At 31.9% G+C, this 1,058-nt stretch carries 1 pseudogene; it reads left to right on the top strand.

Features of this window, described 5'->3' with window-relative positions:
* Positions 1-1,058: pseudogene (locus KHW44_RS10005) on the top strand (DNA helicase); the annotation flags it as partial.

Below are 1,058 nucleotides of genomic sequence, written 5' to 3'. Positions count from 1 at the left end.
AATCTAGGCTATGAACCTAATAAGGAAAGGCTAAGTTTTGCTAGAAATTATGACTTGAAAAATCATATCTACTCAGAATACCTAACACCATCAGAAAAGCTAGATAAAAATATAAAAGCTATTAAGATGCTCAAAAGACTTGAAAATGAAAATAGGAGTCCAAGAGAGTATGAACAAGCCTATCTTGCTGATTATCTAGGATGGGGTGGTCTTGCCGATGTCTTTGATGAAGAAAAGGGAGGACAATGGCTTGAAGCAAGAAATATTTTAAAAGAAAATCTAACAAATGATGAGTATTTGAATGCTAAAGAGTCTACTCTAACATCATTTTATACACCTAGAGAGGTAATGGATGGAATATATAAGACCATAACAGATATGGGTTTTAAGACTGGGAATATCCTTGAACCATCTGCAGGAGTCGGTAATTTTATTGGAAGTATGCCAAGTGAAATACAAAGCTCTAAAGTCTATGGAGTAGAAAAAGATAGTCTAAGCGGAAGAATAGCAAGAGAACTTTATCCTGAAGCTAATATTCAAATTAAAGGTTTTGAAGAAACAAACTTCTCAAATAATTTCTTTGACTTGGTAATAGGAAATGTTCCCTTTGGAGATTTTAAAGTTAACGATCGTGAATATAACAGAAATAACTTTCTGATTCACGATTATTTTTTTGCAAAGTCAATAGATAAGGTTAGGAATGGAGGAATTATTGCCTTCATAACTTCATCTGGAACTATGGATAAAAAAGATGAATCTGTTAGAAAATATATTAATGCAAGATGTGAGTTTTTAGGAGCTATGAGGCTTCCTAATACAATATTTAAAGGACTTGCTGGTACAGAAGTTACTTCAGATATTATTTTCTTGAAAAAGAGAGATTCAGTTATAGAAAGAGATGATGATTGGATTCATCTAGCAACTGATAAAAAGGGTTTGACTTATAATAAATACTTTGTAGATAATCCTCAGATGGTATTAGGGAATATGAAAGAAGTATCTGGCAGATTTGGCAATACTATTACTTGTGATGAAAAAGAAGATGAAAAGTTAAAAGA

The organism is Finegoldia magna (assembly GCF_018371055.1).
GTDB lineage: Bacteria > Bacillota > Clostridia > Tissierellales > Peptoniphilaceae > Finegoldia > Finegoldia magna_I.
The sequence above is the reverse complement of the archived record's forward strand: the minus strand, read 5'-3'. Positions and strand labels throughout refer to the sequence as shown.